The 26,581-nt window shown below is 65.6% G+C and carries 22 protein-coding genes; 16 read left to right on the forward strand and 6 right to left on the reverse strand.

Annotated elements, in window-relative coordinates:
• Window positions 1-111: 111 nt before the first annotated feature.
• The 3 genes from F3J45_RS11590 to F3J45_RS11600 all read right to left on the reverse strand — a co-directional run bounded on the left by F3J45_RS11590 (window position 112) and on the right by F3J45_RS11600 (window position 1,948).
• Entirely contained in the window at window positions 112-300 is a 189-nt protein-coding gene (locus F3J45_RS11590) for a hypothetical protein (protein ID WP_167062011.1), read from the reverse strand.
• Window positions 301-435: 135 nt separating this feature from the next.
• On the reverse strand, window positions 436-1,323 hold the full coding sequence (locus F3J45_RS11595) for an EamA family transporter (RefSeq protein ID WP_167062014.1): 888 nt from the start codon (window positions 1,321-1,323) through the stop codon (window positions 436-438).
• A gap of 280 nt (window positions 1,324-1,603) precedes the next feature.
• Window positions 1,604-1,948, reverse strand: coding sequence for a class II aldolase/adducin family protein (locus F3J45_RS11600; protein ID WP_205300484.1), 345 nt, complete (start codon window positions 1,946-1,948; stop codon window positions 1,604-1,606).
• Between the two features lie 96 nt (window positions 1,949-2,044).
• Between F3J45_RS11600 and F3J45_RS11605 the strand changes: the two genes are divergently transcribed.
• The 12 genes from F3J45_RS11605 to F3J45_RS11660 all read left to right on the forward strand — a co-directional run bounded on the left by F3J45_RS11605 (window position 2,045) and on the right by F3J45_RS11660 (window position 16,171).
• Window positions 2,045-3,997: an FAD-dependent oxidoreductase gene (locus F3J45_RS11605; protein WP_167062018.1), complete on the forward strand. Its 1,953-nt coding sequence runs from the start codon at window positions 2,045-2,047 to the stop codon at window positions 3,995-3,997.
• Window positions 3,998-4,036: 39 nt separating this feature from the next.
• A complete protein-coding gene (locus F3J45_RS11610; RefSeq protein WP_167062021.1) occupies window positions 4,037-4,636 on the forward strand; it encodes a helix-turn-helix domain-containing protein in 600 nt (199 codons plus the stop codon).
• A gap of 161 nt (window positions 4,637-4,797) precedes the next feature.
• Window positions 4,798-5,637 (forward strand): glutathione-dependent disulfide-bond oxidoreductase, encoded by an 840-nt coding sequence (gene yghU / locus F3J45_RS11615; protein ID WP_167062024.1) that lies wholly within the window; start codon window positions 4,798-4,800, stop codon window positions 5,635-5,637.
• 180 nt (window positions 5,638-5,817) lie between these two features.
• Window positions 5,818-7,521, forward strand: coding sequence for an amidase (locus F3J45_RS11620; protein ID WP_167062027.1), 1,704 nt, complete (start codon window positions 5,818-5,820; stop codon window positions 7,519-7,521).
• 266 nt (window positions 7,522-7,787) lie between these two features.
• Window positions 7,788-8,885: a carboxynorspermidine decarboxylase gene (locus F3J45_RS11625; RefSeq protein WP_167062030.1), complete on the forward strand. Its 1,098-nt coding sequence runs from the start codon at window positions 7,788-7,790 to the stop codon at window positions 8,883-8,885.
• A 33-nt stretch (window positions 8,886-8,918) separates the two neighbouring features.
• Complete coding sequence (locus tag F3J45_RS11630; protein WP_167062033.1) at window positions 8,919-10,163, forward strand: saccharopine dehydrogenase family protein; 1,245 nt, start codon at window positions 8,919-8,921, stop codon at window positions 10,161-10,163.
• Window positions 10,164-10,453: 290 nt separating this feature from the next.
• Window positions 10,454-11,428: an NAD-dependent epimerase/dehydratase family protein gene (locus tag F3J45_RS11635; protein ID WP_167062036.1), complete on the forward strand. Its 975-nt coding sequence runs from the start codon at window positions 10,454-10,456 to the stop codon at window positions 11,426-11,428.
• 36 nt (window positions 11,429-11,464) lie between these two features.
• Window positions 11,465-12,208, forward strand: a complete 744-nt coding sequence (locus tag F3J45_RS11640) for a glycosyltransferase family 2 protein (protein WP_167062039.1) — start codon at window positions 11,465-11,467, stop codon at window positions 12,206-12,208.
• Window positions 12,205-12,477 carry a lipid-A-disaccharide synthase N-terminal domain-containing protein gene (locus F3J45_RS11645; protein WP_167062042.1) on the forward strand — a complete coding sequence of 91 codons (273 nt, stop codon included), beginning with the start codon at window positions 12,205-12,207 and terminating at the stop codon, window positions 12,475-12,477. The genes F3J45_RS11640 and F3J45_RS11645 overlap by 4 nt, the downstream gene beginning before the upstream one ends.
• Window positions 12,474-14,036, forward strand: coding sequence for a glycosyltransferase family 39 protein (locus tag F3J45_RS11650; protein WP_167062045.1), 1,563 nt, complete (start codon window positions 12,474-12,476; stop codon window positions 14,034-14,036). The genes F3J45_RS11645 and F3J45_RS11650 overlap by 4 nt, the downstream gene beginning before the upstream one ends.
• Before the next feature lie 81 nt (window positions 14,037-14,117).
• Complete coding sequence (locus F3J45_RS11655) at window positions 14,118-15,338, forward strand: putative DNA modification/repair radical SAM protein (protein WP_167062048.1); 1,221 nt, start codon at window positions 14,118-14,120, stop codon at window positions 15,336-15,338.
• A complete protein-coding gene (locus F3J45_RS11660; RefSeq protein ID WP_205300485.1) occupies window positions 15,335-16,171 on the forward strand; it encodes a TIGR03915 family putative DNA repair protein in 837 nt (278 codons plus the stop codon). Before F3J45_RS11655 ends, F3J45_RS11660 begins: the two co-directional genes overlap by 4 nt.
• A 207-nt stretch (window positions 16,172-16,378) precedes the next feature.
• On the opposite strand, the gene F3J45_RS11665 is transcribed toward F3J45_RS11660, so the two are convergent.
• The 3 genes from F3J45_RS11665 to F3J45_RS11675 form a co-directional block, all read right to left on the reverse strand.
• Window positions 16,379-17,350, reverse strand: a complete 972-nt coding sequence (locus F3J45_RS11665; protein WP_167062054.1) for a biotin-dependent carboxyltransferase family protein — start codon at window positions 17,348-17,350, stop codon at window positions 16,379-16,381.
• The gene (locus F3J45_RS11670) at window positions 17,347-18,234 is read right to left on the reverse strand and encodes an allophanate hydrolase subunit 1 (protein ID WP_167062057.1); all 888 of its coding nucleotides are present in this window, start codon (window positions 18,232-18,234) and stop codon (window positions 17,347-17,349) included. The genes F3J45_RS11665 and F3J45_RS11670 overlap by 4 nt, the downstream gene beginning before the upstream one ends.
• A gap of 87 nt (window positions 18,235-18,321) precedes the next feature.
• Window positions 18,322-19,080, reverse strand: a complete 759-nt coding sequence (locus tag F3J45_RS11675; protein WP_167062061.1) for a 5-oxoprolinase subunit PxpA — start codon at window positions 19,078-19,080, stop codon at window positions 18,322-18,324.
• Between the two features lie 116 nt (window positions 19,081-19,196).
• On the opposite strand from F3J45_RS11675, the gene F3J45_RS11680 reads away from it, so the two are divergent.
• The 4 genes from F3J45_RS11680 to F3J45_RS11695 all read left to right on the forward strand — a co-directional run bounded on the left by F3J45_RS11680 (window position 19,197) and on the right by F3J45_RS11695 (window position 26,470).
• The gene (locus F3J45_RS11680) at window positions 19,197-20,114 is read left to right on the forward strand and encodes a LysR family transcriptional regulator (protein ID WP_167062064.1); all 918 of its coding nucleotides are present in this window, start codon (window positions 19,197-19,199) and stop codon (window positions 20,112-20,114) included.
• A 66-nt stretch (window positions 20,115-20,180) separates the two neighbouring features.
• Window positions 20,181-21,071, forward strand: a complete 891-nt coding sequence (gene yddG / locus F3J45_RS11685; RefSeq protein ID WP_167062086.1) for an aromatic amino acid DMT transporter YddG — start codon at window positions 20,181-20,183, stop codon at window positions 21,069-21,071.
• A 207-nt stretch (window positions 21,072-21,278) separates the two neighbouring features.
• Window positions 21,279-23,345: a maltose alpha-D-glucosyltransferase gene (gene treS / locus F3J45_RS11690; protein WP_167062089.1), complete on the forward strand. Its 2,067-nt coding sequence runs from the start codon at window positions 21,279-21,281 to the stop codon at window positions 23,343-23,345.
• 140 nt (window positions 23,346-23,485) lie between these two features.
• Window positions 23,486-26,470, forward strand: a complete 2,985-nt coding sequence (locus F3J45_RS11695) for an autotransporter domain-containing protein (RefSeq protein WP_167062092.1) — start codon at window positions 23,486-23,488, stop codon at window positions 26,468-26,470.
• Window positions 26,471-26,581 lie beyond the last annotated feature (111 nt).

Raw genomic sequence — 26,581 nt, forward strand, 5'->3', positions numbered from 1 at the left:
GATAAATGAGCAATTGGCGTGATGGGGTTCACGGGGTTGCGAGGGGCGCCGCGGGGCGGCGCATCGCGAGCGTTGCTCGCTCCTACAGGGAGGAAGCGAGCACTGCTGGGGTTACTTCTTGACGGGTACTCGCGGGGTGAAGCGGCCTTTCTTGCTGCGTTGCAGGTGCACAGGCTTGAGCTGCTGCGATTCATCCAGGGTCATGTGGGCAAAGCCCAGGCGAAACGCCGCCTGGCCGCAGCGCACCTGGCTGTTGATCGGGAATGCATCGTTTACGTCTTCGAAATAGGACTCGCTCATGCCCTGTCTCCCTTCAGTGGCAGCCACGTCGGCAAGAAAAGCCCTGCCTGAAAACGCGACCTGAGCCAGTGAGACTAGACGGTCACATGAAGACTGCCCGGACGAAAAGTCCACAACCGACCAGTGGCCCCGCGGTCACTGCGCGCTGGCTGCCCGCAACCGTTGCCCAAGCTTGGGCCCGAACACATTGACCAGCAGCCCAAGCATCACCAGCAACGCACCCCAACCCTGCACCGCCGTCAGCCGCTCGCCCAGCAACCATGCCGACGAACTGAGCCCGATTACCGGCACCAACAGCGAGAACGGCGCCACCTTCCCTGCCGGGTGGCGGGACAGCAGCTTGCTCCACAGGCTGTAGCCGACCATGGTCGCGACGAACGCCAGGTAGGCCAGCGCCAGAATCGAGCTCCAGCTGATATTGGCCAGTGCATGGCCGATACGCTCCGGCCCCTCCAGCCACCACGACAAGGCCAGGAACGGCAGCGGCGGAATCAGCCCGCCCCAGATCACCAGCGCCACCAGGTCCACCGAGCCGAAGCGGCGGGTAATGATGTTGCCCATGCCCCACATGGCCCCGCCACACAGCGTCAGCAGCAATGCCACCAACGGTACGTGCCCGCTGTCTTCGCTGCCGATCAGCGCCAAGCCGCTGGCGGCGATCACCAGCCCCAGCACACTGGCCAGGCGCAGGCGCTCACCGAGAAACAGCGCGGCAAAGCCCAGGGTGAAGAACGCCTGCGATTGCAGCACCAGCGAAGCCAGGCCCGGTGGCATGCCGCTGTACATGGCCTGGAACAGGAAGGCGAACTGGCCCAGGGAAATGGTTGCGCCGTAGGCGATCAGCCAGCGCCACGGCAGCTTTGGCCGCTTGACCAGGAGAATGGCCGGAAATGCCACCAACAGAAAGCGCAGCGCCCCCAGCAGCATCGGCGGCAGCCCATCGAGGCCCACCTTGATGACTACGAAATTGACTCCCCAGGCGACGATCACCACCAGGGCGATCAGCAGGTCCTTGAGCGGCATTGCTACTTCCTTCTTCAGGCGTTCTAGACATATTTCGTAACAGCATAAGGCCAATTTCCGGCCATGGACCAGCACAGTTATGGCCAACCCTTGCACTACAGATCGGCTGTTACGGCGTGCATGCGAAGGCGGCGCGGAGGATGGCACTTAGTTATGATTTGTTCCGTAGGAGCGAGCGCAGCTCGCGATGGGCTGCAAAGCAGCCCCGGCGGGGCCGCTGCGCGCCCCATCGCGAGCTGCGCTCGCTCCTACCAGGCCGACGCAGAACCCTTAAGGCAAATCAGTCGCGATAACCCAGCGCAATTCGCTCCAACATCCGCAACAAAGCCGCCCAGGCCAGCTGCATGGCATCCGGGTCAGTCAACTCCCCTTCCTTCAACGCCCGCCCCGGCGCATTGAACTGGCGTTCGGTGTGCGCGCACACCGTCTCAGGCGGCAACACCAGCTGCCCGGCACTCTGCGCCGCCAGCTGGATTTCGCAGGCCTTCTCCAGGTAGTACATGCGCAAGAACGCCTCGGCCACCGAGCGCCCGGTGGTCAACAAGCCATGGTTACGCAGGATCATCACCGGCTTGTCACCCAGGTCAGCCACCAGCCGCTTCTGCTCGTCCAAGTCCTGGGCCAACGCGATTCATGCGCCAGTAAATAAATGATTTGATTTTTTACTGAGCCTACACTTTTATTAGAAAAACAAGAACAACACCGCACCGGAGCCGCCTGCATGACCACCGCCTTCGCTCACCTGTTCGAACCCCTGCACATCCGCGGTAAACGCCTGAAAAACCGCATCATGTCGAGCGGCCACGACACCTGCCTGCCCACCGACAACCAGGTCAACGACAAGCTCATCGCCTACCAGCGCGCCCGCGCCGCTGGCGGCGTTGGCCTGATCGTGCTGCAGGTGGCCGGGGTGCACGACAGTGCGCGCTACACCTCCCACGTGCTGATGGCCACCGATGACAGCTGCATCGACGGCTACCGGCGCCTGGCCGAAGCCTGCCACGCCCACGGCACGCGGGTGCTGTCGCAGCTGTTCCACCCCGGGCGGGAGATCATGGAGTCGGCCGATGGCCTGCTGGCCGTGGCCTACTCGGCGTCGGCGGTGCCCAATGAACGGTTCCGGGTAATGCCGCGGGCGCTCGACCAGGCGATGATCGACGAGATTGTCCAGGGCTATGCCAGCGCCGCCCGGCGCCTGCACCAGGCCGGGCTGGATGGCGTGGAAGTGGTGGCCAGCCACGGCTACCTGCCGGCGCAATTTCTCAACCCGCGGGTAAATCGCCGTGGCGATGGCTACAACGGCGCGCTGGAACAGCGCCTGCGGTTTTTGCGCGAAGTGCTTGCGGCGGTGCGTGCAGCCACCGACGAGCAGTTCATCATCGGCCTGCGCATCAGCGCCGACGAGCGTGACAGCGAGGGCCTGAGCGAAGACGAATCGCTGGCCGCCGCCCAGGCGCTGCAAAGCCAGCTCGACTACCTGCACATCGTCGCCGGCACCTCTGCCTCACTCGGTGGCGCGGTGCATATCGTGCCGCCCATGGCCATTGCCCCCGCCTACCTGGCGCGCGAGGCAGGCACCTTCAAGCAGCACCTGAACATTCCGTTGTTCGTGACCGGGCGCATCAACCAGCCGCAGGAAGCCGAACTGATCCTGGCCCGCGGCCAGGCCGATGTGTGCGGAATGACCCGGGCTTTGATCTGCGATCCACAAATGCCCAGCAAAGCCGAGCATGGCCAGGCCGAGGACATACGCGCCTGCATTGCCTGCAACCAGGCCTGCATCGGCCACTTCCATCGCGGCCTGCCGATCTCCTGCATCCAGCACCCGGAAACCGGCCGCGAGCTGCACTACGGCCAGCCCGCCCCTGCCACTGCACGCAAGCGCATCCTGGTAGCTGGCGGCGGCCCGGCTGGCATGAAGGCCGCTGCCGTAGCCGCTGCCCGTGGCCATGACGTCACCTTGTACGAAGCCAGTACGCAGTTGGGCGGGCAGGTCCAGCTGGCTCAGTTGCTGCCCCGACGCAGCGAATTCGGGGGTGCAAGCACCAACTTGCAACGGGAAATGCAGCTGGCAGGCGTAACCGTAGTACGTAATACGCGAGTGGATCGCGCCCTGGTCGAACGCGAGCGCCCCGACCTGGTCATCGCCGCCACCGGCGCCACGCCCTACTGGCCCGCATTCGAACGCAGCGGTGAGTTGCAGGTGGTGGATGCCTGGCAAATCCTGCGCAATGAGGCAAACCCGGGGCGCTCGGTGCTGGTGGTCGACTGGCGCTGTGACTGGATCGGCCCCGGCATCGCCGAGCGCCTGGTGCGCGACGGCCATCAGGTTCAGCTGGCGGTCAATGGCACCCATTGCGGCGAAAGCCTGCCGCTGTACGTGCGCGACCAGATGGCCGGCGAACTGCATCGCCTGGGCATCGCCATCACCCCCTATGCGCGCCTGTACGGCAGCGATGACAACACCGTCTACCTGCAACACACCGCCAGCGGTGAACCGATGATCTTCGAGGGCATCGATACCTTGGTGCTGTGCATGGGCCACCAGCCCCAGGACACCCTCGCCGACGAACTGGCTGGCCTGGTGGCCGTGCAGCGCATCGGTGACTGCCTGGCCCCACGCACTGTCGAGGAGGCGATCCACGACGGCCTGGCTGTTGCCTGGGCGCTCTGAGGCTGCCCATACTGCGGCTTTCCCGACGGACCGACGTGCATGAGCCAACCGCCCCACAACTCGCCCGCCGCAGACGGCGCCAGCGCGCCACAGTTTCTCGGCACCCGCATCCGCGGCCTGCGCAAGCGCCGCGGCATGACCCTGGCGGCGCTGGCGGCGCAGAGCGAACTCACCGCCGGCTACATCAGCCAGCTGGAGCGCAACCTGTCCTACCCGTCGATTCCGGCGCTGTTCAACATTGCTCGCAGCCTGGGGGTGACCATCCAGTGGTTCTTCGCCAGCGAAGCCAACACCGCCCCGGAAGATCAAGGCTATGTAGTGCGGCGCAACAGCCGGCTGAGCGTGCACTACGAAGACGGCATCGTCGACCAGCTGCTCACCCCACAGCCCAACCGCCAGCTGGAGATGCTGCACTCACGTTTTCCGCCCGGCACCTACAGCCAGGAAAGCTACAGCCATGAAGGCGAAGAGGCCGGCTACGTGCTGTGCGGCAGCTTTGAGGTCTGGGTGGGTGAGCGCCATTTCCTGCTGGGCGAAGGCGACAGTTTCAGTTTCTCCAGCCAGGAGCCGCACCGCTACGGCAACCCCGGCGAGGTGGACGCCGTGGTGATCTGGGTGATTACCCCGCCAACATTTTGAAAAGATCTGCGGGCAGGCCCCGTAACATCGTGGGTAGAGCGCTCGCGCCATGCAGCGGGCGCTTGCGCCGTGTGCATTTGCGCTTTTGCGCGAACCCGTGGCATAGATGCAGGTCCACGTCTTTACGTGAACGTTTTCGCGCTTTCCAAGGAGATTCCTGCATGAGCAAGCCCCCCTATGCCCCGCCCAAGGTCTGGCGTAACGACGCAGCCTCCGGTGGCCAGTTCGCCAGCATCAACCGGCCCATCGCCGGCCCCACCCATGACAAGCAACTGACGGTCGGCAAGCACCCGCTGCAACTGTATTCCCTGGCCACGCCCAATGGCGTGAAGGTCACCATCCTGCTTGAAGAACTGCTTGCCCTCGGCCACTCGGGCGCCGAATACGACGCCTGGCTGATCCGTATCGGCGATGGCGACCAGTTCTCCAGCGGCTTCGTCGAGGTAAACCCCAACTCGAAGATCCCCGCCCTGCTCGACCGCAGCGTCGAGCCGCCGGTGCGGGTGTTCGAGTCCGGTTCGATCCTGCTGCACCTGGCCGAGAAATTTGCCGCCTTCCTGCCCAAGGCCCCGGCTGCGCGCACCGAAACCTTGAACTGGCTGTTCTGGCAGATGGGTTCGGCACCTTACCTGGGCGGTGGTTTCGGCCACTTCTACGTGTATGCGCCGGAGAAGATCGAATACGCCATCAACCGCTTCACCATGGAGGCCAAGCGCCAACTGGACGTCCTGGAACGGCGCCTGGCCGTCAGCCCCTACCTGGGGGGCGATGAGTACAGCATTGCCGATATCGCCGTATGGCCGTGGTACGGCCAGCTGGTGCGCGGCAACCTGTATGGCGCGGCGGAGTTTCTGGCGGTCGAGGAGTACCCGCACGTGCAGCGCTGGGCCGAGGCAATCGCCCAGCGGCCAGCGGTGCAACGCGGCACCCGGGTCAACCGTACCTGGGGGGATGAGGCCAGCCAGGTGCCGGAGCGGCATTCGGCGGCCGACCTGGGTTAAGTGCATCGGGGCCGCTGCGGCCCCTTCCTGGTGGGGCGGGCCTGCCGCGCGAAGCGGCCCGCCAGGCCCCATCAATGCCCCATTGCAAAAACCCATTTCTGCCGCGCAAACCTGCTTCCCCCCATCCCTTCTTGTACACTCCTCGCACTAGCCCCCACCTGCACATTTTTTGGTGAAAGCATGATCGAGGTAACCGAGGTTTCCATTGCCCAGCTGCGCGACGCGCTCGAGTCGGGCCGTACGACGGCAGTCGAGCTGGTCAAGGCCTACCTGGCGCGCATCGACGCCTACGATGGCGCAGGCACCGCCACTGCCCTGAACGCCGTGGTGGTGCGCAACCCAGAAGCACTCAAGGAAGCCGAGGCTTCCGACGCCCGCCGCGCCAAGGGCCAGGCCCTGAGCCCGCTGGACGGCATTCCCTACACCGCCAAGGACAGCTACCTGGTCAAAGGCCTGACCGCCGCCTCCGGCAGCCCGGCCTTCAAGAACCTGGTGGCCCAACGCGACGCCTTCACCATCGAGCGCCTGCGCGCCGCCGGCGCCGTGTGCCTGGGCAAGACCAACATGCCGCCGATGGCCAATGGTGGCATGCAGCGTGGCGTTTATGGCCGTGCCGAAAGCCCGTACAACGCCAACTACCTGACCGCACCGTTCGCCTCCGGCTCGTCGAACGGCGCCGGCACCGCCACTGCGGCCAGCTTCAGCGCCTTCGGCCTGGCCGAGGAAACCTGGTCGAGCGGCCGAGGCCCTGCCTCGAACAACGGCCTGTGCGCCTACACCCCTTCGCGCGGGGTGATCTCGGTGCGCGGCAACTGGCCGCTGACGCCGACCATGGACGTGGTGGTGCCTTACGCCCGAACCATGGCCGACCTGCTGGAAATCCTCGACGTGGTGGTGGCCGACGACGCCGACCCACGCGGCGACCTGTGGCGCCTGCAGCCGTGGGTGCCGATTCCGGCCGCTTCGTCTGTGCGCCCTGCCTCGTACCTGGACCTGGCAGTGGATGCCAGCGCCGTGAAGGGCAAGCGTTTCGGCGTGCCGCGCATGTACATCAATGCCGACACCGAAGCCGGCACCTCGGAAAAGCCAGGCATCGGCGGCCCGACTGGCCAGCGCATCAACACCCGCGCCAGCGTCATCGAGCTGTGGAAGCAGGCCCGCCAGGCCCTGGAAGCCGCCGGCGCCGAAGTGCTGGAAGTGGACTTCCCGCTGGTGTCCAACTGCGAAGGCGACCGCCCTGGTGCCCCCACCGTGTACAACCGCGGCATCGTCAGCAAGGCCTTCCTGCACGATGAGCTGTGGGAGCTGTCGGGCTGGGGCTTCGACGACTTCCTGCGGGCCAACGACGACCCCGCGCTCAACCGCCTGGCCGATGTCGATGGCCCGCAGATCTTCCCCCACGACCCGGGCACCCTGCCCAACCGTGAGGACGACCTGGCCGCCGGCATGGACGAATACGTCAACATGGCCAAGCGCGGCCTGAAGACCTGGGACCAGATCGAAACCCTGCCCGACGGCCTGCGTGGCCTTGAGCAAACCCGCAAGCTTGACTTGGAAGACTGGATGGACGCCCAAGGCCTGGACGCGGTGCTGTTCCCAACCGTGGCCGACGTGGGCCCGGCCGATGCCGACGTCAACCCGGCCTCGGCCGACATCGCCTGGAGCAACGGCATCTGGGTGGCCAACGGCAACCTGGCGATCCGCCACCTGGGCGTGCCGACGGTGACCGTGCCAATGGGTGTAATGGCCGATATCGGCATGCCCGTGGGCCTGACCTTCGCCGGCAAGGCCTACAGCGACAATGCGCTGCTGAGCTTTGCCGCCGCCTTCGAAGCGACCGGTTCCCGCCGGGTGATCCCGCCGCGCACTCCCGCCCTGGGCTGATGGCCCCATCGCGAGCTACGCTCGCTCCTACCCGCCCAGCACCCCTCCCCCGGTAGGAGCGAGCACAGCTCGCGAAGCGCCGCGCAAGCGGCGCCCGTCCATCGCCATTGGTCAGGCTGTCATCTGCCTGTGCCTTTGTCCCTGTACTACTAAACCCAACAACGCGCCGTAACCTTTACGAAATACGCCTCGCGCACTTTCGATCTGCGGCAAGTGAAGGCACAATGCGTGTCCTTTTTTTGGCCGGCCTGGCCGGGGGCCTTTAAATGATCAAAACGCCGTACTACCTCATCGACAAAACCAAGCTGCTCGGCAACATGGAGAAGATCGCCTACGTGCGTGAACACTCCGGTGCCAAGGCGCTGCTCGCCCTCAAGTGCTTCGCGACCTGGTCGGTATTCGACCTGATGCAGCAGTACATGGACGGCACCACTTCGTCCTCGCTGTTCGAGCTCAAGCTCGGCCGCCAGAAATTCGCCGGCGAAACCCACGCCTACAGCGTGGCCTGGGCCGATGACGAAATCGAGGAAATGCTCGAGAACTGCGACAAGATCATCTTCAACTCGATCGGCCAGCTGCAACGCTTCGCCGAACAGTCCGAAGGCAAGGTGCGCGGCTTGCGCGTGAACCCGCAAGTCAGCAGCTCCGACTACCTGCTGGCCGACCCGGCCCGCCCGTTCAGCCGCCTGGGCGAATGGGACCCGGCCAAGATCGAGCAGGTGATCGAGCAGATCTCCGGCTTCATGTTCCACAACAACTGCGAGAACGGCGACTTCAGCCTGTTCGACCAGATGCTCACGCACATCGAAGAGCGCTTCGGCCACCTGCTGCACAAGGTTCAGTGGGTCAGCCTCGGTGGCGGCATCCACTTCACCGGTGAAGGCTATGCGCTGGACGCCTTCTGCGCGCGCCTGAAAGCCTTCTCGGAAAAGTACGGCGTGCAGGTTTACCTGGAGCCGGGCGAAGCCGCCATCACCAACAGCGCCTCGCTGGAAGTGACCGTGCTCGACACCCTGTACAACGGCAAGCACCTGGCCGTGGTCGACAGCTCGATCGAGGCGCACCTGCTCGACCTGCTGATCTACCGCCTCAATGCCAAGATGGCCCCCAACGACGGCGAGCACACCTACATGGTCTGCGGCAAGTCGTGCCTGGCCGGTGACATCTTCGGCGAGTATCAATTCGATCGTCCGCTGGCCATCGGTGATCGCCTGTCGTTCATCGACACGGCCGGCTACACCATGGTCAAGAAAAACTGGTTCAACGGTCTGAAGATGCCATCGATCGTGGTCAAGCAGCTCGACGGCAGCGTCGAGGTGGTTCGCGATTTCGGTTTCGAAGACTACGTTTCCAGCCTGTCGTAAGACAGGCTTTCAAAGTAAGGAGCGAAAGGTAAATTGAAGAAGAACGTTCTTATCATTGGTGCAGGAGGTGTCGCCAAGGTGGTGGCCCACAAGTGCGCGCAGCACAACGACGAACTGGGTCGTATCGCTATCGCGTCACGGAACATCTCCAAATGCCAGGCCATCATCGACAGCGTCCAGGCCAAGGGTAGCCTCAAGGTACCCGCCGACATCCAGGCCTTCGCGCTCAACGCCCTCGATGTCGAGGCGACCAAGGCACTGATCCGCGAAACCGAATCGCAGATCGTGATCAACGTAGGTTCCGCCTTCCTCAACATGTCGGTGCTGCGTGCCTGCATCGATACCAGTGTCGCCTACCTGGACACCGCAATCCACGAAGAGCCGGGCAAGATCTGCGAGACCCCGCCGTGGTACGGCAACTACGAGTGGAAACACCTCGAAGAGTGCCAGGAAAAGAACATTACCGCCATTCTCGGTGTCGGCTTCGACCCGGGTGTGGTGAACAGCTACGCAAAACTTGCGCAGCAGCAATACTTCGACCGCATTGATTCGATCGACATTCTCGACGTCAATGCCGGCTCGCATGGCAAGTACTTCGCCACCAACTTCGACCCGGAAATCAACTTCCGCGAGTTCACCGGGCAAGTGTGGAGCTGGCAGAACAGCCAGTGGACCAGCAACACCATGTTCGAGGTCAAGCGTACCGATGACCTGCCGGTGGTGGGTTCGCAGAACCTGTACCTGACCGGCCACGACGAGGTGCATTCGATTTCGAAGAACCTCAACGTGCCGAACGTGCGTTTCTGGATGAGCTTCGGCGAGCACTACATCAACGTGTTCACCGTGCTGAAGAACCTGGGCCTGCTCAGCGAGCAGCCGGTGAAAACCGCCGAAGGCCTGGAAGTGGTGCCGCTGAAAGTGGTCAAGGCCGTACTGCCCGACCCGGCTTCGCTGGCCCCTGGCTACACCGGCAAGACCTGCATCGGTGACCTGGTCAAGGGCACCAAGGATGGCCAGCCACGCGAAGTGTTCATCTACAACGTGGCCGACCACGAAGAGGCCTACGCCGAAACCGACAGCCAGGGCATTTCCTACACCGCAGGCGTACCGCCGGTGGCGGCAGCCCTGCTGGTCGCCCGTGGCGAGTGGGATGCCAAGCGCATGGTCAACGTCGAGGAGCTGCCAGCCGAGCCGTTCCTCAAGGCGCTGGACGTGATGGGCCTGCCAACCCGCGTGAAGGATGAAAAAGGCGACCGTCCGTGGGACGCTGAAGCCTAAGCAGTAAACGGAAGGGGCGCCATCAGGGCGCCCCTTCTGCATTTGCGCCACGTTCGTGGCGCATCGCGAGCTGCGCTCGCTCCTACCCAGAACCAATCCCTGCGCCCATCCCGTAGGAGCGAGCGCAGCTCGCGATGCGCACTAAAGCAAACCCAGGTAACAAAATCTAAACAACCATGTGACATTTTTTTTCAGCTTTCCAGATTCGAACCATGGAGCTGCTGAATGAAGGTCACGGTCTACAGTAACGGCTCCAAGGCAGCGCGCCTGGCCCTGGCGGGGCGCATCCGATGCCCGTGCTGATCACCGGTGCAGCCGGTTTCATTGGTTTCCACCTGGCGCGGCGCCTGTGCGAAGCGGGCATCGAGGTGGTCGGGGTCGACAACCTCAATACCTACTACAGCGTCGAGCTCAAGCTTGCGCGCCTGCAGCAGCTGCTTGGCTTTCGCAATTTCCGCTTCCACACCCTCGACATCGCCAACCCCGACGAACTGCATCAGCTGTTCGCAGGCGAGGCCTTCAGCGAAGTGATCCACCTGGCAGCCCAGGCCGGGGTACGTTATTCACTGGACAACCCCGGCACCTACGGCCAGGCCAACCTGGTCGGTTTCCTCAACCTACTGGAAGCCTGCCGCCAACGGCCACCCCGGCACCTGGTCTATGCCTCCAGCAGTTCGGTCTACGGGGCCAACGCCAAGTTGCCGTTCAGCGTCGACGACCCGGCCGAGCAGCCGGTATCGCTGTATGCCGCCAGCAAGCGCGCCAATGAACTGATGGCCCACAGCTATGCGCACCTGTACCAGCTGCCCGTCACCGGCCTGCGCTTCTTCACCGCCTACGGCCCCTGGGGCCGCCCCGACATGGCGTTGTTCAAGTTCACCCAGGCGATCCTCGCCGGCCGGCCGATCCAGGTCTACAACCACGGCCACATGGGCCGCGACTTCACCTACATCGACGACATCGTCGAAAGCCTGCTGCGCCTGCGCCTGAAACCGCCCCGGCCAGAGGCCGGCAAACCACCGTGCCAGCTGTTCAACATCGGCCGCGGCCAACCGGTGCGGCTGCTGCACTTCGTCGAGTGCCTGGAGGATGCCCTGGGCATCAAGGCCCAGCGCGAATACCTGCCCCTGCAAGCCGGCGACGTGCTGGAAACCTGGGCAGACGTTGCCTCGCTGGAACGCTGGATCGGCTTTTCACCCAACACCTCGCTGGAACAGGGCGTCGCGGCCTTCGTTGGCTGGTACCGGGACTTCTACCGGGTTTGAACAATCGCAATGACTACAAGCACACAGGTAGCCTCAATGACAGACCCCCTTGACCTCTCGGTACTGATCCCCGCCAAGAACGAGGTCGAAAACCTGCCGGCGCTGCTGATGGAAATCCGCACGGCGCTGGCCGACGAAGCCTATGAAGTGCTGGTGGTCGACGACGGCAGCAGCGACCACACCCTGCAGGTCCTGCGCCAGCTCAAGCAGCACGGCTTCAGCCAGTTGCGCATCCTGCGTCACGACCGCTCACTGGGCCAGAGCACGTCGCTGTGGCACGCTGCCGAGGCCGCGCGCGGCCGCTGGCTGGCAACCCTGGATGGCGACGGCCAGAACGACCCGGCCGATATCCCCGGCATGCTCGCCCTGGTGCGTGGCGGCCAGGACCTGGGCGGTGGTATCCAATTGGTGGCCGGGCACCGGGTCAACCGCCGCGACACCGCCAGCAAGCGCTGGGCTTCGCGCCTGGCCAACGGCCTGCGCCGCCGCCTGCTCAAGGACAACACCCCGGACACCGGCTGCGGCCTGAAGCTGATCGAGCGGGCGGCGTTCCTGCGCCTGCCCTACTTCGACCACATGCACCGCTTCATCCCGGCCCTGATCCTGCGCCACAACGGGCGCATGCTGGTGCACCCGGTCAACCACCGCCCACGCCACGCCGGCGTGTCCAAGTACGGCAACCTGGACCGCGCCCTGGTCGGCATTCTCGACCTGGTCGGGGTGTGGTGGCTGATCCGCCGCACGCGCCTGGACACCCGCCCGCAGGAGTTCGAAGGATGACCCGCGAAACCCTCTGGCTGATCATCGGCTTCGCCGGCCAAGCCGTGTTCACTGGCCGCTTCGTGCTGCAGTGGCTGTACAGCGAGTTCAAGCGCCGCAGCGTGATCCCGGTGGGCTTCTGGTACCTGAGCATGCTGGGCAGCGCCCTGCTGCTGGTCTACGCCATCTACCGCCAGGACCCGGTGTTCATCATCGGCCAGTCGTTCGGCCTGCTGGTTTACCTGCGCAACCTGCAGCTGATTGCACGCTGCAAGGAACAGAAACAATGAGCGTACCCAGGTTCAAGTCCGTTGGCGCCGAGCGCCTGGCCCTGATCGCCCTCGCCCTGGTGTTGGTGGGCGCGGGGATTGGCTGGCGCCAGCCGATGAACGTCGACGAAGAACGCTTCCTCGGCGTCGCTCTGGAGATGCTGCAGAGCGGCAACTGGTTCATCCCCCACCGGGCGGCGGAGATCTACGGCGACAAGCCGCCGCTGTTCATGTGGACCGTGGCCCTGTTCAGTTACCTGACCGGCTCGCCCAAGGTGGCCCTGTTCCTGCCAGGCCTGCTGTCGGCAGCGACCCTCACCTGGGTGCTGCACGACCTTGGGCGGCGCTTGTGGAACCGGCGCATCGGGGTGATCGCCGCGCTGCTGTTCCTGGCCACCTACCAGAGCTACAGCATCCTGCGTACCGGGCAGATCGACAGTTTCCTGTGCCTGTGGGTGGCGCTGGGCTTCTATGGCATGGTCCGCCACCTGCTGCTGGGGCCTGCCTGGGGCTGGTTCTACGCGGCATGCCTGGCCATGGGCCTGGGCATCATCAGCAAGGGCGTTGGCTTCTTGCCAGCGCTGATGCTGCTGCCCTATGCCTTTGCCGTGCGCCAGCGCTGGCGTGGCGTGGTAGCCCTGCCCGGCCAGGGCTGGCGCTGGAGCCTGGGGGTAGTGTGGCTGCTGGCCGGCTGCGCGGTGTGGCTGGTGCCATTGCTGGTGTCGATTGCCCAGGGCGGCGGCGCCGCCGAGCTGGCTTACCTGAAGGAAATCCTGCTGCGCCAGACGGCCAGCCGCTACGCCAACGCCTGGGACCACCGCGAGCCGTTCTGGTACTTCTTCGTCAAGGTCATCCCGCAATACTGGCTGCCGCTGATCTTCGCCCTGCCGTGGCTGCTGCCGGCCTGGCGCCAGCAACTGCGCAAGCGCGACGGGCGTACCCTGCTGCTGCTCGGCTGGGTGGCACTGGTGCTGCTGTTCTTCACCCTCAGTAGCGGCAAACGCAAAATCTACATTTTCCCGGCCCTGCCCGGTCTGGTACTGGCCATTGCGCCGTTGCTGCCGTGGCTGCTCAAGCGCTGGTTCCAGCGCCGGCCAGGCTGGCGCAAGGCATTCACCGCGGTGGCCATGGTGTGGTTCTGCCTGTGGTTCGTCCGGGGCTGGGCCGAGCCTTTGAAAGAAGGCCGCAACCCCCACGACACCCTGATGAGCGAAGCAGCCCGCGCCACCGGCGGCGCCGAGCTGGTACTGATCAACTGGCGCGAAGGCCACTGGCTGTTCGCCCGCCAACCGATCGTGCACTTCGGCTTCACCGGCCAGCCCAACGCCGATGCCGCAGTGTACTGGCTGCGCCAGCACCCAACGGCCTACGCCCTGATTCCGGCCACCGAACTGGGCCGCTGCTTCAACGCCGAACAGGCGCGCAAGCTGGGCGATACCTCGCGCGCTGAGTGGTACGTGGTGGGTGCCGGGGCTGACAACGGCCGCTGCCAGCCAACTGCGCCGCGCCGTGTTTATCACTTTGCCTGGGCCGATGGGCCAGGGAATCTACAGCTGGCGGTGCAGGGTTCCGGAACATGACCCGCACGGGCTGTCGGCTAGGCTTGCAATCGGCCCAAACTCAAAATACTGTATGAATAGTCAGTATCACGAGACACCGCCATGCAGCTCATCGCCAAACTCGGCATCCTCGCCGACGCCGCCAAGTACGACGCTTCCTGCGCCAGCAGTGGGGCACCCAAGCGCAACTCGCGCGGCAGCGACGGCCTGGGCGCCACCAATGGCATGGGCATTTGCCACAGCTACACGCCGGATGGCCGCTGCGTCTCGTTACTGAAGGTACTGCTGACCAATTTCTGCCTGTACGACTGCCAGTATTGCGTCAACCGCCGCTCCAGCAACGTGCCGCGGGCGCGCTTCAGCCCCGAGGAAGTGGTGCGCCTGACCCTGGATTTCTACCGGCGCAATTGCATCAGCGGGTTGTTCCTGAGCTCGGGCATCATCCGCTCGGCCGACTACACCATGGAGCAACTGATCCGCGTGGCGCGGCTGCTGCGCGAAGAACACAACTTCCGCGGCTACATCCACCTCAAGACCATCCCGGATGCCGACCCCTTGCTGATCGAAGAGGCCGGCCGCCTGGCCGACCGCCTGAGCGTCAACATCGAGCTGCCCACCGACGCCAGCCTCAAGCGCCTGGCCCCGGAAAAACAGGCCCACACCATCCGCCAGGCCATGGGCGTGATCCAACAGGGCCAACTGGCCGTGGCCGGTGAGCCAAGAGCACCGCGCTTCACTCCGGCCGGGCAAAGCACCCAGGTGATCGTCGGTGCCGACGCCACCGACGACAGCACCCTGCTGCGCAACGCCGAATCGCTGTACCAGGGCTATGGCCTCAAGCGCGTGTACTATTCGGCGTTCAGCCCCATCCCCGACAGCCCCGGCAGCGTGCCCCTGGCCGCCCCGCCGCTGCTGCGCGAGCACCGCCTGTACCAGGCGGATTTCCTCCTGCGTGGCTATGGCTACAAGGCCGGCGAACTGCTCGGCCAAAGTGGCAACCTGGCCTTGGACATCGACCCCAAACTGGCCTGGGCCCTGGCCAACCGCGAGGTATTTCCACTGGACGTCAACCGCGCAGAACCGGCGCTGCTGGCGCGCATACCCGGCATCGGCCTGCGCAGCGTGCAGCGCCTGGTGGAACTGCGCCGGGAGCGGCGAGTGCGCTATGACGACCTGATCCAGCTGCGCTGCGTGCTGGACAAGGCCCGGCCGTTCATCGTCACCAGCGACTACCGCCCAGCCGACGGTGAGCTGCGCAGCGGCCTGCTGCGGGCACGCCTGCGCGAGCCACAGGCGCCGGTGCAAATGGGGCTGTGGGGATGATCGCGCTCGACTGCGACGACCTGTTCGCCACCTGGCGCGACCAGGCCCGTACCCTGCTCGGCCATGGCATCGACCCCGCCCAGGTAACCTGGGCGCAAGGCCCTATCGACGACCTGCTGGCCTTACCCACGCCGCTGCCGGAGGGGCCTGGGCCGTTTCGTGCCAAGGTGCCGGCAGCCCTGTTGACGCAGCTGGAGCAGGCCGCTCGCTACCACGGCGAACAACGCTGGAACCTGCTGTACGAAGTGCTCTGGCGCGTGGCCCACGGCGACCGCACGGCGATGCTGGCCGGTGACCGCCTGGGCAGCGAGCTGCAACGGCGCATCAAGCAGGTCAGCCGCGAGGCACACCACCTGCATGCTTTCGTGCGCTTCGTGCCCCTGCCCGAGGCATTGGCCAGCCAGTTGAACCTGGACCTGGTGGCCTACCACGAACCGGCCCACGACATCCTGTACAGCGCCAGCGCGCACTTCGCCGACCGCCTGGGGCGCCAGCGCTGGTTGATTGCGACGCCGCGCGACGGCATCCGCTTCGATGGCCAGGTGTTCGATTACCGGCGCCACTGCCCGGAAGACTGGCGGCAATGGGCGCGCAATGCCGACGACCCGGGGGCTGAGCTTTGGCGTACCTACTACCGGCATACCTTCAACCCGGCGCGGCTGAACCCGGACGCCCTGCGCCTGCACATGCCGGGGCGGTTCTGGCGGCATTTGCCGGAGGGGATGTTGATTCCCCAGCTTGAAGGGTTGGCGCGCCAGGGCAAGCAGCGCGATGGGCAGGCGCTGGAGGTGGGGGGGCTGATGGGCAAACGGATTACCCAGCGCGGGTCATGAAGCCCCCTGTACCGGCCCTATCGCGCCGGGGTTTGCGCCGGCCTGGTAGGAGCGAGCGTAGCTCGCGATGGGTTGCAAAGCAGCCCTAACATCATGTGCCGCCAGGCAGACAACCCGGGGCCGCTGCGCGCCCCATCGCGAGCTACGCTCGCTCCTACCAGGTCGGCGCCCACCCTCGGCACGAAAGGCGCCGGTACAGCTATTCGCTCAACTAAACAACCTGCCCAAAAACCCCAGCTTCTTCTTGTACGACCGCCGCGCCTCCAGCGCCTGCTCCAGGCTCACCGCCAGAAAGCGCGCCTGCTGGTTCGGCTGCATCTGCCCGATCAAGTCCAGGTCGGCGCTGATCACCGTGCCGATCATCGCATAGCCCCCACCCGACACTGCATCACGGTGCAGGATGATCGGCTCCAGCCCAGCCGGCACCTGGATCGAGCCGATCGGGTAGCAACTGTCGACGATGTTGGACGGGTCGGAGCCTGCGCCAAACGGCTGTTCGCGCGGCTGGAAGCTCAGCGCGCTGCCCCCTTTGTAGCGGTAGCCGATGCGGTCGGCCTCCGAGCCCACCGTCCAGGCATCGGTGAAGAAGCTTTTCGAGGCGGCCTCGCTCAGGCGATGGAAATACAGCCCAGGCACCACCCGCAGCACCACCTCGCCACCCAGCGCCTGGCGCAGGGCCATCGGCAGGCTGGCCCCGGCACGGGTACGGCCACTCGGCACCCCCACCGGCAGCACATCGCCCGCCACCAGCTTGCGCCCCTGCAGGCCACCGAGCGCACCCAGCGCATAGGTCGAGCGGCTGCCGAGCACTCGCGGCACATCGATGCCACCGGCCACCGCCAGATAGGCCCGCGCACCCGCCGTGGGAAAACCAAAGCGCAGCACCTGGCCGGCGCGCACTGCGAAGGCGGTATCCGGGCGCTGCTCGCGGCCATCGAGCAACACCGGCATCTGGGCGCCACACACAGCCACCAGCGCTTGCTGCTGGAACTCAAGCTCCGGCCCCACCAGGGTGCATTCCAGGCCGGCGGCGCCCGGCGGGTTGCCGACCAGCTGGTTGGCCGCGCGCAGCGCATACTGGTCCAAGGCGCCAGACGGCGGGATGCCCAGGTGGTAATAGCCTTCGCGGCCCAAATCCTGCACCGAGCTGGCCAGCCCGGGTTTGATGACCTTGATCATGCCAGTACCTCCTGCAGCGTCCTGGGGTAGCCGACCGGGTCGGCGAGAAAAGCATCCAGGGAAAATTCCACCGGGCGAATGCGCAGGTCGAAGCGCCCGTCCTCCACCTCCGCCACCGCCTGGTCATAGGCCTGGCGGTCGATGGGCCTGAACTGCACGATATCGCCCGGGCGGAAGAACACCATGTGTTCCTTGAGGTAGGCCAGGCCCTGCTGCGGGTCGTAGATGGGCGCCGGGGTGACGCCGAACATCTGGTAGCCGCCAGCCCCACGAACCGAATAGATGCAACCGAAGCAACCGCCGTGGCCCAAGGTCAGCTTGGGGGTGTCGGTGCGTGGGCGCAAATACTTGGGCACCTGCAGCTGCCGCTCGCGCTCGACCATCTGGAACATGAACGGCAAGCCGGCCACGAAGCCGACCATCGACACGAACCACGGCGCCCCGCTGTGCGCGGCGATGAACGCATCGACATCGGCCAGGCCGTTGATGCGCGCCGCGTACTCAAGGTCGGTGCTGCCCGGGTCCTGGTGGCGGTCGCGAAAGCGCATCAGCGTTTCATGGGTCCAGGGGTCGTTGTACAACACCGGTATCTCGATGATCCGCGTGCTCAGCGAACGCTCGGCCACCGCCTGGGCCTCGGCCCCGCGCACGGCCGCAAGCAGCACGTCGGGGGCGATCCGGTCGGGGTCGAAACGCACCTGGAACGAGGCGTTGGCCAGGCAGATGTCCAACACGCCATCGAGCGCCAGGCGCTCGACGGCGCGGGTCACCGCCATGCCCTTGAAGAAGGCCTGCAACGACATGCTGTCGCTGACCTCGGCGAACAGGTGCTCGTCGGCACCGAAGCTGTAGCGGATCGGGGTGCTGGCCAGGGACTCGACCATGTCTGCTCCTTTTTTTGGAATCGTTATCGAAAGGCAGGCAAAAAAACATTGGGCCAACGGCATCTGCGCGCCGCTGGCCGTTGCAACTCAGCGCGGCGCACGCACCACGATACCCGCGCCATCGAGCGCGGCGCGGGTTGCCTCGACCAGGCCCAGGGCGCCTGGGGTGTCGCTGTGCAGGCAGATGGAGTCGAACTCGATGGCCAGGTCCTGCCCTTGCACCGTGCGCACCAGGCCTTCACGGCAGGCGCGCAGGACGCGCTCGGCAACCCGCTGGGGCTCGTGGCCACGCACATTGCGGGTAAACACGATCGAGCCACTGAGGTCGTACTCGCGGTCGGCGTAGAACTCGCGCACCACCGGTTGCCCCAGTGCCTGGGCCACGCGGCAGATCACCGAACCGGGCATGCAATACAGCAGCAATTGCGGCTCGATCACTTGCAGGTTCTGCACCAGCAACTGGGCGGCTTCCTCATCACGTGCCAGGTGCATGTACAGCGCGCCGTGGGGCTTGATGTGCTGCAACCGCACGCCCTGGGCCCGGGCGATTTCGCGCAGGGCGCCAAGCTGGTAGAGCATGTCGTCGACCAGTTCCTGGGCCGGGGCATTGATATGCCGGCGCCCGAAGCCAACCAGGTCGCGAAAGCCTGGGTGGGCACCGACGCCCACGCCCAGCGCCTTGGCCCGTTCGACAGTGCGGCGCATGGTGCCTGGGTCACCGGCATGGAAGCCGGTGGCGATGTTGGCCGAGCTGATGTAGGCCATCAGCTCATGATCGACGCCGTCACCGATGGTCCAGGGGCCGAAGCCTTCGCCCATGTCCGAGTTGAAATCCACCGCCTGCATCGTTGTTCTCCTGGCTTGTGAGTGCTTGCAAGTCACGTTAGATTCATCGCCACCCCTTGGGAAGATTTATAAACAGATAAGGTGTCTTCGGAAAAACAGATACCTGGGAGTTAACTGTGTCTTTGACCCTGCGCCAGGTGCGTTACTTCGTCGCCACCGCCGAGATCGGCCAGATTTCCCAGGCGGCGATTCACCTGAACATTTCCCAGTCGGCCGTGACCACCGCCATCAAGGAACTGGAAGCGATGCTCGGCGTGCTGCTGTTCCAGCGCTCGGCCCAGGGCATGAGCCTGACCGAGGCCGGGCGGCACTTTCTCAACCGCGCCTATGTGATCCTGCGCAGCGTCGACGATGCGCTGAACAGCCCACTGCCCGACGTGCGCGCCAGCGGCCTGCTGCGCCTGGCGGCGAGCTATACCGTGCTGGGCTATTTCCTGCCGCACCACCTGCAGCGCCTGGAACACTGGCACCCGGACGTGACCGTGCAAGTGCGCGAGCAGGAGCGCAGCGCCATCGAGCAAGGCCTTTTGCAGGGGCGTTTCGACATGGCCGTGGTGCTCACCGCCAACCTCACCCACCCGGACATCGTCTCCGAAACCCTGTTCAACTCCGAACGCCGGCTGTGGCTGCCCGGCCACCACCCGTTGTGCGAGCGTTCGGCGGTAAGCCTGGCCGACGTGGCGCAGCAGCCGTTCATCTTGCTGACCGTGGATGAAGCCGAACAGAGCGCCATGCGCTACTGGGAACAGGCCGGCCAGCGGCCCAATGTGCGGGTGCGCACAAGCTCGGTGGAAGCGGTGCGCAGCATGGTGGCCAACGGCAGTGGCGTGGCGATTCTTTCCGACCTGGTGCACAGGCCCTGGTCGCTGGAAGGCAAGCGCATCGAAACGGTGACCATCAGCGACCCGGTGACGCCCATGAGCGTCGGCCTGGCCTGGCACCGTGAGCGCACGTTCAGCCCGGCGATGCAGGCGCTGCGCACCTATTTCCACGATGCCTTCCTCGCCCCCCAGCAGCTTTCGGCTCGGCGCTGATTTGTTCTCCTGCAGCAGCCGGCAAGCGCTACACTCGCCGGCCCTTTTGCCAACCGAGAATCTGCAATGCGTATTACCAGCGGCCCCGCCGCGACCGCCTGTGGCCTGGCGGCGATCTTGCTGTGGAGCACGGCCAGCGGCCTGATTCGCAGTGTCAGCGAATACTTTGGCCCCATTGGCGGCGCCGCACTGATCTACACCCTGGGTGCCAGCCTGCTGGTGCTGCTGTTGGGCCGCCCACGCCTGCGCCATGCCTCGCCCTTCTACCTGGTGACCGGCTCGATACTGTTCGTCGCCTACGAGATCTGCCTGTCCCTGGCACTGGGCTTTGCCGTCAGCCGCCCCCAGGCCATCCAGCTGGGCGTGGTCAACTACCTGTGGCCAAGCCTGACCGTGCTGCTGGCGATCTTCATGAACCGCCAGCCTGCGCGCTGGCTCATCGTGCCGGGCACATTGGTGGCGTTGCTGGGGATTCTCTGGGTAGTGAGCACTGACGGGTTGTCGCTGCACAGCATCGTCAGCAATGTGGCCTCCAACCCGCTGAGCTACAGCCTGGCAGCGGCCTGCGCGATCACCTTCGCGCTTTACTGCAACGTGACCCGGCGCTATGCCAATGGGCAAAGCCATGTGGTGCTGTTCTTCCTGCTGACGGCGGCGGTGTTGTGGGTGAAGTACTGGATCAGCAGCGAAACGCTGCCGCCATTCACCCTGGCGCATGGCCTGGAACTGGTGGCCGCCGCATTGGGGCTGGCGGCGGGGTATGCGTTGTGGAACATCGGCATCCTGCGCGGCAACCTGACGTTGCTGGCCACCGCGTCCTATTCCGCGCCCGTGCTGTCGTCGGCGTTCGCGGCGGCGTGGCTGGGGGCGCAGTTGGGGTGGCAATTCTGGCAGGGGGCGGTGCTGGTAACCGTGGGTTCGCTGCTGTGCTGGCAAGCAACGCGCCAGGCCAGTTAAGGCTTGCGCTGGCCTGGTAGGAGCGAGCGCAGCTCGCGATGCGGTGTTACAGGCGAGTTGAGGCCTTGGGCCATGGTGCCCCTGCCAGATCGCATCGCGAGCTACGCTCGCTCCTACGATGGGGTGGCATAGGCAATCCACGCCGAACGATCTGCGCGCGATGCCGTCATAACTTGGGCCGGTGTCGCCACGCAGAGAGGACGCGAAATGACCCAACCCGACCCGTCATACCTCAAATGGCTCGAAGACCGTTCGATGCTCAAGGCTTCCCAGGAGCGGGCCCGCCTGTATTCCGGCCAATCGCGCCTGTGGCAGAACCCCTACGCCGAAGCCCAGCCGCGCCGGGCCACCGAGATCGCCTCGGTGTGGCTGACCGTGTACCCCGACGCGATCATCGCCCCCGAAGGCAGCTCGGTACTGGCCGCCCTGGGCCACGAGGCACTGTGGAAGCGCCTGTCGGACATCGGCGTACAAGGTATTCACACCGGGCCCATCAAGCAGTCCGGCGGCGTGCGCGGGCGTGACTTCACCCCCAGCATCGACGGCAACTTCGACCGCATCAGCTTCGACATCGACCCGCTCTACGGCACCGAGCAGGAGCTGGTGCACATGAGCCGCCTGGCCGCCGCGCACAATGCCGTGACCATCGACGACCTGATCCCTTCGCACACCGGCAAGGGCGCTGATTTCCGCCTGGCGGAACTCGCCCATGGTGCCTACCCAGGGCTCTACCACATGGTCGAAATCCGCGAGGAAGACTGGCCGCTGCTGCCGGATGTGCCCCCGGGCCGCGATGCGGTCAACCTGGCACCGGCGCTGTGCGACGAGCTCAAGCTGCGCCACTACATCGTCGGCCAACTGCAGCGGGTGATCTTCTTCGAACCGGGGGTCAAGGAAACCGACTGGAGCGCCACCGGGCCGATCACCGGGGTAGATGGCAAGACCCGGCGCTGGGTGTACCTGCACTATTTCAAGGAAGGCCAGCCGTCGCTGAACTGGCTCGACCCAAGCTTCGCCGCCCAGCAGATGATCATTGGCGATGCCCTGCACGCACTGGACTGCCTGGGCGCGCGCGGCCTGCGCCTGGACGCCAACGGTTTTCTCGGCGTGGAAACCCGCGCCAGCGGCAGCGCCTGGTCGGAAAGCCACCCGCTGTCGATCGTCGGCAACCAACTGATCGGCGGCATGATCCGCAAGGCCGGCGGGTTCAGCTTCCAGGAACTGAACCTGACCCTGGACGACATCGCGCAGATGTCCAAAGGCGGCGCCGACCTGTCCTATGACTTCATCACCCGCCCGGCCTACCAGCATGCCTTGCTGACCGGCGACACCGAGTTCCTGCGCCTGATGCTCAAGGAAATGCACGCCTTCGGCATCGACCCAGCGTCGTTGATTCACGCCCTGCAGAACCACGACGAATTGACCGTGGAGCTGGTGCACTTCTGGACCCTGCACGCCCACGACATGTACCTGTACAAGGGCCAGACCCTGCCCGGCAGCATTCTGCGCGAACACATTCGCGAGGAAGTCTACGAGCGCCTTTCCGGCGAGCATGCCCCCTACAACCTGCGCTTCGTCACCAATGGCATTGCCTGTACCACCGCCAGCCTGATCACCGCAGCGCTGGGCATCCGCGACCTGGCGCAGATCAGCGCGCAGGACATCGCGCTGATCCAGAAGGTGCACCTGCTGCTGGTGATGTACAACGCCATGCAGCCAGGCGTGGTGGCGTTGTCCGGCTGGGACCTGGTCGGCGCCCTGCCCTTGGCGGCCGAGGCAGTGGCCGAACGCATGGCCGACGGCGATACCCGCTGGATTCACCGCGGCGGCTACGACCTGGCCGGGCTGGCCCCCGAGGCCGAGGCCTCGCTGCGCGGCATGCCGCGGGCCCGGGCGCTGTACGGCAGCCTCGACAGCCAGCTGGACGACCCGGCGTCCTTTGCCAGCCAGGTGAAGAAGCTGCTGGCCGTGCGCCAGGCCTATGGCATCGCCACCAGCCGCCAGGTGCTGGTGCCCGAGGTGTCCAGCCCAGGGCTGCTGGTGATGGTGCATGAACTGCCGGCCGGGCGCGGCATTCAGATCAGCGCGCTGAACTTCAGCCAGGCGGTGATCGCCGAGGAGCTGCAACTGGCCGGGTTCACCCCAGGGCCGGTGGTGGACATGATCAACGAGACGGTCGAAGGCGACCTGACCGAGGATGGACGGCTGACGGTGAACCTGGACCCTTATGAAGCGCTGTGCTTGAGGATTGTGAGCAGTAGCGGGCATGTGTGAGGCCTGTGCCGGCCCTTTCGCGGGGCAAGCCCGCTCCTACAACGCGAAAGGGCCGGCACAGCCACACCCGAGCTTTCAATAAAACCGTAATATCGAATAGCCATATTGAGCGCCCCTGAACAAGAACTCATGGTCGCCCAATGCATTTCACGCCCAACCGCCTGGCCCTGTGCATCGCACTGGCCTGCGCCGCTTTCGCCCCCGCCGCCCTGGCCAAGGACTACCTGATCGACAGCGCCACCAGCAACACCCTGGAGCTGAAGAAGTCCGATACCCTCAAGGTCACCGCGAACGGCAGCATCGTTGCCAGCGACGACGACGGCGTGATTCTGCCCAAGCACACCAGCGGCGCCACCCTCACCGTCGACAACGCCGGCATCATCCGCTCCACCGACGGCCGCGGCATCGACACCAAGGATGAAGGCGAAGACCTCAGCCACTACGTGATCACCAACCAGGCGGGCGCGCTGATCCAGGGCACCAACGACGGCCTGCGCTTCCAGACCAACCCCACTGCCGGTGGCAGCCTGAGCATCGTCAATGCCGGCACCATCGAATCCACCGTCGAAGGCCAGGCCATCGACCTGGAAACCCTGAACAACCCGGCCTTCACCACCACCCTGGTGAACCAGGCCAGCGGCGTGATCCACGCGGTGGGCAACGACGCAATCAAGACCGGCTCCAACGCCACCATCACCAACTACGGGCTGATCTACACCGACACCGCGCCCCAGGACAAGGACGGCCTGGACCAGAAGTGGGACGGCATCAAGATCGGCACTTCCACCAACGTGACCGTGTACAACTACGGCACCATCAGTGCCGACCGCCACGGCATCGACCTGAAAACCGACGCCACCCTGTACAACTACGCCGGCGCCAGCATTACCGGGCGCAACGGCTCGGGCTTCGGCTCCGACGGCAGCGGCACGGTGTACAACTGGGGCACCATCACTGGCGCCATCGCCGAGGGCAAGATCAACGGCGACGGCGATGGCGTGGACATCGACAACATCGGCTACGTGTACAACGCCGGCACCATCCAGGGCATGGGCGCCAAGGGCGTGGACAGCGGCGGCCGGCCGAACGGCAGCGAAGGCATCGCCATGGGCGGCGGCACCGTGATCAACACCAGCACGGGCGTGATCCGCAGCGTCGACAACGGCATCTTGGTGGACGACGGTGCCGAGGGCTCCGGGGTGGGCGCAACCAGTATCACCAACGCCGGGCGCATCGAGGGCGACAACGGCTTCGGTATCAAGCTGATCGGCAACTTCGCCGACACCGTGGTCAACAGCGGCACCATCAGCGGCGGCAACGGCCTGGCCCTGAGCATGGGCGCGGGCAACGACACCCTGGTGGTGGAAACCGGCGGCGTGTTCAATGGCCTGGTCGATGGCGGCGACGGCATCGACAGCGTGACCCTGAACGGCACCGGCACCTTCGGCAACAGCGCCAACTTCGAAACCCTGCGCGTCAGCGGCGGCAGCTGGACCCTGAGCAGCGTCGACGACTTCAGCCAGGGCGGTGTGGTTACCGCAGGCGCCACCCTGGTCAACCAGGGCAGCATCCTCGGCCAGATGCTTGTCGAGCAAGGCGCGACCTATGCCGGCGGCGGTTCGGTAGGCGGCCTGCAGGTGAATGGCACGCTGCTGACCAACACCGGCCTGGGCGTTGCCAAGGTCAACGGTGACCTCAGCTTCGGCCAGGGCGCCAGCCTGGTATACGGTGTGAACGCCGACGGCAGCAGCGCGCCGATCAACGTCAGCGGCACCGCCAACCTCAATGGCGCTACGCTGCGCGTGCAGCCCAGCGCCGGTGAGTACCCTTGGCAGAGCCACTACACCGTGCTGACTGCCGGCGCGGTCAACGGCACCTTCGCCCAGGTCACCAGCGACTACGCCTTCCTCACCCCAACCCTGAGCTACGCCAGCACCTCGGTGGGCCTGGACTACACCCGCAACGACGTGGCCTTCGCCCAGTACGCACAATCGGCCAGCGGTGCGGGCGCCGCCCGCAGCCTGGCGAGCCTGGGGCAGAACAGCAACCTGTACAACGCGGTACTGGGCACCAGCACCGCTGGCGCAGGCAGTGCCATCGAGCAACTGTCGGCCAACAACACCGCCAACCTGGCGGCGGCCACCCTGGCTGGCAGCAGCCAGGTCGGCACCACCATGCTCGGCGCCATGCAGGCGATGGGCAGCAGCGGCGCCCTGCTGGTGGGCATGAACGACGAAGACGGCCCTGCCCTGGCGGCCACCGGCGTGCCCCGCGAGGCGCGTAACCTGAACGATCCGAATGCCCAGGGGCGCGTCTGGGCGCAAGCCCTGGGCAGCTATGGCAAGGTCGATGGCAGCCATGGCGCCAGCGCCCTGGAGCAGCGCACCGGCGGTGGCGTGCTGGGGCTGGACTGGGCGCTGGGCGGCGACTGGCGCCTGGGCGTGCTCGGTGGCTACTCGCGCACACGCCTGGACAGCACCGGCCTGGACGGCGCCGTGCGCAGCTGGCACGCCGGCGTGTATGCCCAGCACCAGAGCGGCCCACTGGCCCTGCGCCTGGGCGCGGCCTATAGCCGCCATGATGGCGACAGCAAGCGCCAGGTGGCGTTCGAAGGCTTCAACGAACGGCTCAAGGGCGACTACGACGCCGACAGCCAGCAGGCCTTCGTCGAGCTGGGCTATGCCATGGGCAGCGGCCGCCTGAGCGCCGAGCCGTTCGCCAACCTGGGTTACCAGCGCTACCACCGCGACAGCTACCGCGAGCAAGGCGGTGACGCGGCACTGGCGGTGGATGCCGATACCCAGGACAACGTTAGCAGCACCTTCGGCGTGCGCCTGGCGCACCTGGGGCAACTGGCCAACGGCATGAGCCTGACACCACGGGCGACCCTGGGCTGGCGGCACACCTATGGCAACGTCGATACCCGCACACGCCAGGCGTTCATCGCCGGGGGCGATGCGTTCAGTGTCGAAGGCAGTGCAATTGACCGCGACAGCTTGCTGGTCGAGGCCGGGGTGGACCTGGGGCTGAGTGCGCGCCAGACCATTGGCGTGGGGTATAGCGGGGAGTTGGGCAGCAATAGCCGCAACCATGCCATCGTTGGGCAATGGCAGTTGAAGTTCTAAACACTCTTCACCTGTTGGCGGTGGCCTTGGTAGGAGCGAGCGCAGCTCGCGATGGGCTGCACGGCAGCCCCGGCGCTCTGTGCTGCGAAGCTGCGAACCTGGGGCCGCTGC

This window comes from Pantoea sp. Ap-967, from assembly GCF_011752565.1.
Taxonomy (GTDB): domain Bacteria; phylum Pseudomonadota; class Gammaproteobacteria; order Pseudomonadales; family Pseudomonadaceae; genus Aquipseudomonas.